Genomic DNA, 6,247 nt, shown 5'->3' on the forward strand with positions numbered 1-6,247 from the left:
AGGCGCCGGCCCCGGACGGCCACCCGGTGTCAAGAACAGACGCCGGGCACCCCGCTACGACGTCGGCAAGACCGTCAAACGCCCCGAGACCCTCAAGGCCATCGGCAAGCCCGGCAGGTCTTGGTAGATAAAGAACAAGCTCAACGCCGGTGCCTTCGAGCGTCTCGAACCAGAGCAGGGCCTCCTCGAGGTCCGTGGTTGACCACACCGGCACGATCGGCGGACCGACGTCGGCGAGCACGTCCAGGAGGACCTGGCGGCGCTCCGTGTACGGACGCGGCCGAAGGTCGGGGAAGCCCGCCGCAGGGTGGGCCAGGATGTCGAACGCCACGTGCGTCGCGGGGTGTTGGTCGGCGAGCTCCCTCGCGCGGCGGGGGCGGGACAGCGCGCGGGACTGCGCCGCGGCGAAGCTGATGTGCACGGTGCCGTCGTCGGAGGCGAGGTACACCACGGCCTCGCCGTCCAGGATCACGCCGGGCGGCAGGCTCATCGCGGCCACGGCCAAATCCATCCAGAGCGCAGTGACGTCGCGACCGGTCCGCGACTGCAGCCGGACGCCGTCCTCGGTCCGCCACAGCACGGTCCGGTGGCCGTCGACCTTGATTTCGTAGGCCCACGACGGGCCTGTCGGCAGCTGCGTCACGGGCCGCGCGAGGGCGACGTCCACGGGCCACTCCACCCCATCAGCCTGCGCCTTCGGGACACCGGCCGCCTGCTGGCGTACTCCCGCGCTGCCAGCAGGCGGCCCGGGCGGCACAACTGCTGCGGAACAGCCGTCCCGCCGCATGGCGCGAGCCCGGCCGCGCTGCGCGACCGGGCCCTGAAGTGGTCTTGGGTGTGCTCGACTTTCTGCTGAGCGTCTCGCTGAACCGCCCGGCTGTCATCACCCACACGGGTGGCGCCCGCTCACACCGCGGCGGCCTCCTTCTCCTGTCGCCTGGCCTTCAACAGGGCGGCGAGCGGGGAGCGTCGGCCTTTCCCGACGCTGCGCAGCTGCTCCCAGTCGACCTCGGGGTGCGCGGCGATCACTGCGTCGAACGCAGGCGCATATCACTCGAATGGGCGTATGTATCTGGAGCCTCGCCAGCAACTAGCGCCACGCTGCGCAGTAGAAGCCCGCACTTCGACCAGGTCATACGGAAAGGGAACCGCCATGAATATCCAGGACTTGGCGAAAGAAGTAAAAGCAGCCAAAGAAGTAATTGATACAGTGTCATCCATCCTTTCTGACGCGGCCCGCTCGGTGGTAGTTGAGTTCAACAACGCGACAAGTCGCACGGTTCGCCAAGTAGCAAGGAACACTCCACACGGCACATGGGCTCAATTCCCTGCCGGAGCTGTCAACGCCTTCCAATCAGATGTATTTGGAACAAAGAGCTCCGAGGGTGGTATCGCGACTGGAACGACAGCCACCATTGATTACGCCATTGATGAAGAAGGGACGAATCTTCATCTTTACTGGGAAAACCCGTTCTCCGGTGCAAATACCTACTCATTGACTTTGACGGGCCCAAATAGTGATTTCTACTTGGCGGACGGAATCATCGCAGGCGGAAACAAAAAGGTGCCTGCGCGCTTTGTGATCGCAGAAAAGGCTTCCTTCAACCCTGTGGAGCCAGCCTGGCGAACGTGCATGAGATGTAAATCCCTCTTCTACTCCTTCGACGACGGACTCTGCCCAGCCAACGTCACGTACACCACCCTGAACTTGCCTAGTGGTGGCGGCGTGGGTGACGTTGATACCACGCCCGTAGAGGTACCTCACTATGGAGCGCATGAGGTCGCAGGCTGGACGCTCGGCGTCCCCTACCTTGGTCAGGCAGGGCCAAACCGAGAGCCAGGATGGCGGAGATGTGCTGACTGTCGATCCCTATTCTTTGACGGATGGGCGCGTAAGGGTCGATGCCCAGTTTCGTCAAAGCACCACTCAGCCGAGCCGAATGGGCGAGAATACAGCCTACCGTTCGATATCCCGCTTCGCCCGAAGCAGCAGTCCGACTGGCACTTCTGCACTAAGTGCTACGTACTCTTCTTCTGGCCGCACAACGTGGAAGGAAGCTGCCAAGCGGGAGGCAAACACCATGCCCACGCCTACAACTACGTCCTGGACGTCGTTGCATACAGCTGAAGACGGCGAAAATTCTCGGTGACTGGGAGCGGGAGCCGGCTGGTCTACGGCGCGGTGACGGCGCGGACCAGGACGACGATGGCCTGGTGGCCAGCGCCGCCAACCTCTTCAGCGGTGCTCCGCGCGATGACGCGGGCACCAACGAGAACTTCACCTGGACCCGAGCCGACGCCGTCGCGGCCGTCACCGCCGCTGCAGGGCTGCTCGCCCGGCTGGAAGACCTGCCGTAGCGCGCCAGCGGGGGGCGCCCGTGAAGGCAGCAGGATGATGCCATGACACCGGAGGGACAGCGCCGCGCCTACCTTGCCCAGTTCGCGATCACCAGCCACCTCGGTGACCGGCTGACGGCGGCCAAGCGCAACGCTGAGCTGGCGGTCGGCACGCCGGATGCCCACCAGCGCCAGACAGAGTGGCGACAGGCCAGTGACCGGCTGACCCGGTGGCTCAAGGAGCAGCAACTGGACGAAGACACTGTGGGCGAGGTGTCCGACGCGTTTCTGCAGGCGATGGAGGACGGCTACACCCTGGTTATGCACTCCGGCGGAGGCGGAGACGCCGACACGTACCTCACCCTTCGGCAGCGAGCCGCTGTGACCCGTGAGTGGCTGCGCGACCAGGGCTACGGTGTCCCCGTCTACCCGAAGGAACCGGGACTGTGAGCAAGGACGGGATCCCGGCACCGGCGGCAGTGGGCTGGGCACGAGTCCTGCCCAGCCCACTGCCGCATCTGCGCGCTACGCCCATCGCATTCCGATCGCGGACAGCTGCTCGCGCCGGTCCTCCGACAGCGTCGCCGCGCGCGAGCGCTGATTGCTGATCCATGCCCCCAGCCGGAACTGCAGTTCCCATCCCTCGTCTGAGAGCACGGTCTCCACGTGCTTGCGGGGGACGTTCAGATGGCCCTCACGCTCGTAGAACTGGGTAGCGGCGGCCAGGTTGGCGGCCCACTTGTCGGCCTGCGTACGGCGCGGCTGGGGCTTCTCTTCCTCGGTCGCGGGGGTGATACCGAGGACCTGCTCGCACATCCACTGCTGCACGGTGGTGAGCTTGTCCCAGCCCAGACGCTGGGCGCGCACCCACCGCCCGAGGTCCTCGGACTGCACCAGCACCTTGCCCGGCTCGGTGGGCAGTTCGCCGCCCTGCTCGATGTGCAGCCGGGTGAGGTGGAACGCCCGCTGCCACTCCACCGGCCAGGTGGGGCACCAAGACGGGTCGATCTCCTCCAGCTGCTCGCGCCGGTCATCCGACAGCGCGCCGGCCGACGACCCGACCGGGAGTCCCTCGGCACGCCGCTGCTCGATCTCGGCAGCCTTCCGGGCCGCGGCCCGCGCGTTCTTCAGAAAGATCCCAACCCGAGCCCCCTTGTAGGTGGCGTCCAGCGGCGCCAGCAGGTGGCCGTTTTCCTCAGCCCACCCGCGCGCCGCCGCGAGGCCTTCCTCCCACGCGACGTCGTAGTGCGACCACACCATGCCGAGGCGCTCCAGCTGCTCGACACGCTCTTCGTCCAGCGTCCCGCGGGCATAGAAGCGCCGGGCGTCGGCGATCCACTGCCCCAGCGGGAAGTTCGCGAGCGAGGCCGGCCACCCCTCGGCTTCCGCCTCCTGGTCGTCGACGGCGGGCACGCGGTACGTGAACGGGACCTTGAGATCGCCGTGCTCGCGGGCGTAGATGACGGCGGCCTCCACGCCGCGCCGCCAGTGCTCGTGCTCCGGATTGAGGACCCGCAGGTTGATGAACGCGGCCAGCTGCGCCGGGTCACGCGGCGTGCTGAACTTCAGCAGCCGCCGGGCGGGCGCCGACGGGCCCCCGGACTTTCCCTCGCCCCGGCCATCCTGGCCCTGGGCGGCCTTCTGGACGGGCTTGTAGGCGCTCGGCGCCTGCTGCTGCGCCAACTGCTCCACCACCCGGGCGTCATGCGCCCTCAGCGCCTCCAGCAGCTTCGCCAACCCGCCGAACGCCCGGGAGGTCAGCATGTTGTCGGCCGTCTCGCCCGGCCCGAGCAGGACCGGGACGACCAGGCTGGCCACCTTGCCCTCGCCGGGCTGCATCCGCAGCGCCCGCCCGACGGCCTGGACGAGGTCGGGCATGGAGCCGCGCACGTCAGCCCAGTAGACCGAGTCGCAGTGCTTGGTGTCGACGCCCTCGCCCAGCACCTTCACCGAGCACAAGAAGCACTTCTCCACAACGGTGCCGTCCGCAGCGACCCCGGCGGCGAACTCACCCAGCCGACGCCGACGGTGGAGCGGCTTGTGCTCCCCACACAGCCAGTCCGCCCAGATCACCTTCGGGTACAGCTCGGGGTTGGCGGCGTGCAGCTGCGCGGCGACGTGGGGGAGGCCGGCCGCGAACGCCTCGGCTTCCTTGACGACGTGGTGGAAGACCAGCGTGCGCTTGAAGTTCTCCGCCGAGGACGCCTTGAGCAGCGCAGTCTGCAGGGCGGCGAGCCGGGCCCCGCGGACCTCGTCCGAGCGGCCATCAGCGCCCAGGAGCTGCGCGGCCTGGAGCTGGGTGTCGGTGATGTCCACGCACACGACCTGGTACGGCGCGCAGATCCCCCTGTCGATCGCCTCCGACAGCGTCAGCGTGTAGCAGCGGGCCCCGAACGGTCCGTCGGGGTCGTCCTCCATCGAGGCGACCAGCTCGCCGGGGGCGCCCTCGGAGTCCTCGTCCAGCTGCCACACCCGGGGCGTGGCCGTCATGTACAACCTGCGCAGGGACGGGATCTTCTGGTTGTCGTGGACGACCGCCCACGGCTTGCCCAGCCGCCCCGACGTCCGGTGCGCCTCGTCCACCACGATCAGGTCCCAGCCCGGAAGACCGGCTGCGTGGGCGCGCTCCAGCGTGCCCAGCCCGAGCGAGGCGTACGTGGCGAACACCGTGACCTTGTCCAACGGGCGTACCCAGTCGACCAGTTCGTCCACGTCCGTGGTGTTGGGGAAGGACGCCTCCTCACCCCGTAGGGACGAGACACCGATCATCGGGCCCCGGCGGCCAGCCTCCCGCCAAGCGGTCTCGGTCTGGACGAGCAGATCCAGCGAGGGCACGAGCACCAGCACACGGCCCGCGTGGAGCTCCTCGGAGCTGCGCGCCGCGACCCGGGTCTTGCCCGACCCGGTCGCCATGATCACCTGAGTCCGCAGCCCACGCTCCGGCACAAGCGATCTTGCAGGCAATTCCAGAGCACGGAGAACAGCGTCAATAGCTTCTCGCTGAGCCGCCTCACGCTGATTATCGGTCATCGCCCGCCGTCCTTTTATCGCTCAGGCTCAGACTCAGGCCGTAGTGGTCCAGGTAGGCCAGGAGAAACAGGGCCAGAGCACGGCCGGGGTCGCTGGCGTGCTCGATGTAAGGCTGTTCGCTGGTCCAACCGAACGTGGCCTGGTGGGGCCGGGGATGTACGCCGGGGGTGTGCGGGTCGGGGAAGACGACGGCACGGGTGAAGAAGTCGTCCAGGCGGCTGACCAGGTCCGCATCCGGGTCCTCCGGCTCACGGCCGCGCACGGTGGCGGTGGCGTTCTCCAGGATGGTGGTCAGGTACCGCCGGCGGGCTTCCTCCTGCTGCCGGAGCTCGCTGTCCCAGCTCTCCTCCACCACTTCCACCACGCGGTACAGGCCCTGATCCCCGTACACGCCGCCCGGCTTCTCGTGCGCCTGGCGCACCTTCGCCACGGCCTCCTCCACCGACTCCGCATACGCGTAGTGCGTCAGCGTGCCGGCCCCCGGGTGTGCCGGATCGGTCCGCTGCGCCACGACCCGGTAGCGGATCAGCTCCGGGGCCGGCACCTCCGCACCGCTCTCGCCCGCCTGACACCTTTCCAGCTCCTGGCGCCAGCGGTGCACCTCCGCATCGCTCTCGGGGGAGTAGGTCTCCCACCCCGCACGGGTCATCAGGTTCCAGATACGCCGCAGCTCGTTCCGCCGGACCGCCGCCAGCTGATCCTCCGCACTGAGCGACCTCGGCAGACCCTCGCGATTCTCCAATCCACCCGCAGCCACCAACCGCTCATGGATTTGCTGCGCCGTCATTTCGGTAACTTCACGGTGGATTCCCTCGCGCGCTTTAAAGCGCGTTTCGAAGCTCAGCGAATTCGAATTCATTTCTTCTTCCTCGCTTTCCGG

5 protein-coding genes and 2 pseudogenes are annotated in these 6,247 nt (G+C 67.7%); 3 read left to right on the plus strand and 4 right to left on the minus strand.

Translation table 11 applies throughout. From position 1 onward, the window contains the following. Positions 1–199 precede the first annotated feature (199 nt). Both PUR53_RS03510 and PUR53_RS03515 read right to left on the minus strand, forming a co-directional pair. A pseudogene (locus tag PUR53_RS03510) lies at positions 200–787 on the minus strand (ATP-dependent DNA ligase); the annotation flags it as partial. A 119-nt stretch (positions 788–906) separates the two neighbouring features. Further along, entirely contained in the window at positions 907–1,029 is a 123-nt protein-coding gene (locus PUR53_RS03515; protein ID WP_329907342.1) for a hypothetical protein, read from the minus strand. 124 nt (positions 1,030–1,153) lie between these two features. Between PUR53_RS03515 and PUR53_RS03520 the strand changes: the two genes are divergently transcribed. The 3 genes from PUR53_RS03520 (at position 1,154) to PUR53_RS03530 (ending at position 2,787) form a co-directional block, all read left to right on the plus strand. Beyond that, complete coding sequence (locus PUR53_RS03520) at positions 1,154–2,128, plus strand: hypothetical protein (RefSeq protein ID WP_329907344.1); 975 nt, start codon at positions 1,154–1,156, stop codon at positions 2,126–2,128. Positions 2,129–2,214: 86 nt separating this feature from the next. Further along, the gene (locus tag PUR53_RS03525; protein WP_329907346.1) at positions 2,215–2,358 is read left to right on the plus strand and encodes a hypothetical protein; all 144 of its coding nucleotides are present in this window, start codon (positions 2,215–2,217) and stop codon (positions 2,356–2,358) included. Between the two features lie 42 nt (positions 2,359–2,400). Beyond that, positions 2,401–2,787 (plus strand): hypothetical protein, encoded by a 387-nt coding sequence (locus PUR53_RS03530; RefSeq protein WP_329907347.1) that lies wholly within the window; start codon positions 2,401–2,403, stop codon positions 2,785–2,787. A 75-nt stretch (positions 2,788–2,862) separates the two neighbouring features. Here the strand turns inward: PUR53_RS03530 and PUR53_RS03535 are convergent, their stop codons facing one another. Both PUR53_RS03535 and PUR53_RS03540 read right to left on the minus strand, forming a co-directional pair. Continuing rightward, positions 2,863–5,367: a DEAD/DEAH box helicase gene (locus PUR53_RS03535; RefSeq protein ID WP_329907348.1), complete on the minus strand. Its 2,505-nt coding sequence runs from the start codon at positions 5,365–5,367 to the stop codon at positions 2,863–2,865. After that, positions 5,357–6,247, minus strand: a pseudogene (locus PUR53_RS03540) (hypothetical protein); the annotation flags it as partial. The pseudogene PUR53_RS03540 and the gene PUR53_RS03535, both read right to left, overlap by 11 nt.

Origin of the sequence: Streptomyces sp. SP18BB07, assembly GCF_036322545.1 — a bacterium.
Taxonomy (GTDB): domain Bacteria; phylum Actinomycetota; class Actinomycetes; order Streptomycetales; family Streptomycetaceae; genus Streptomyces; species Streptomyces deccanensis.

Excerpts from the sequence above, each read along its gene's own strand:
- PUR53_RS03535 (WP_329907348.1), bottom strand. The coding sequence starts at position 5,367 with ATGACCGATAATCAGCGTGAGGCGGCTCAGCGAGAAGCTATTGACGCT.
- PUR53_RS03520 (WP_329907344.1), top strand. The coding sequence starts at position 1,154 with ATGAATATCCAGGACTTGGCGAAAGAAGTAAAAGCAGCCAAAGAAGTA.
- PUR53_RS03530 (WP_329907347.1), top strand. The coding sequence starts at position 2,401 with ATGACACCGGAGGGACAGCGCCGCGCCTACCTTGCCCAGTTCGCGATC.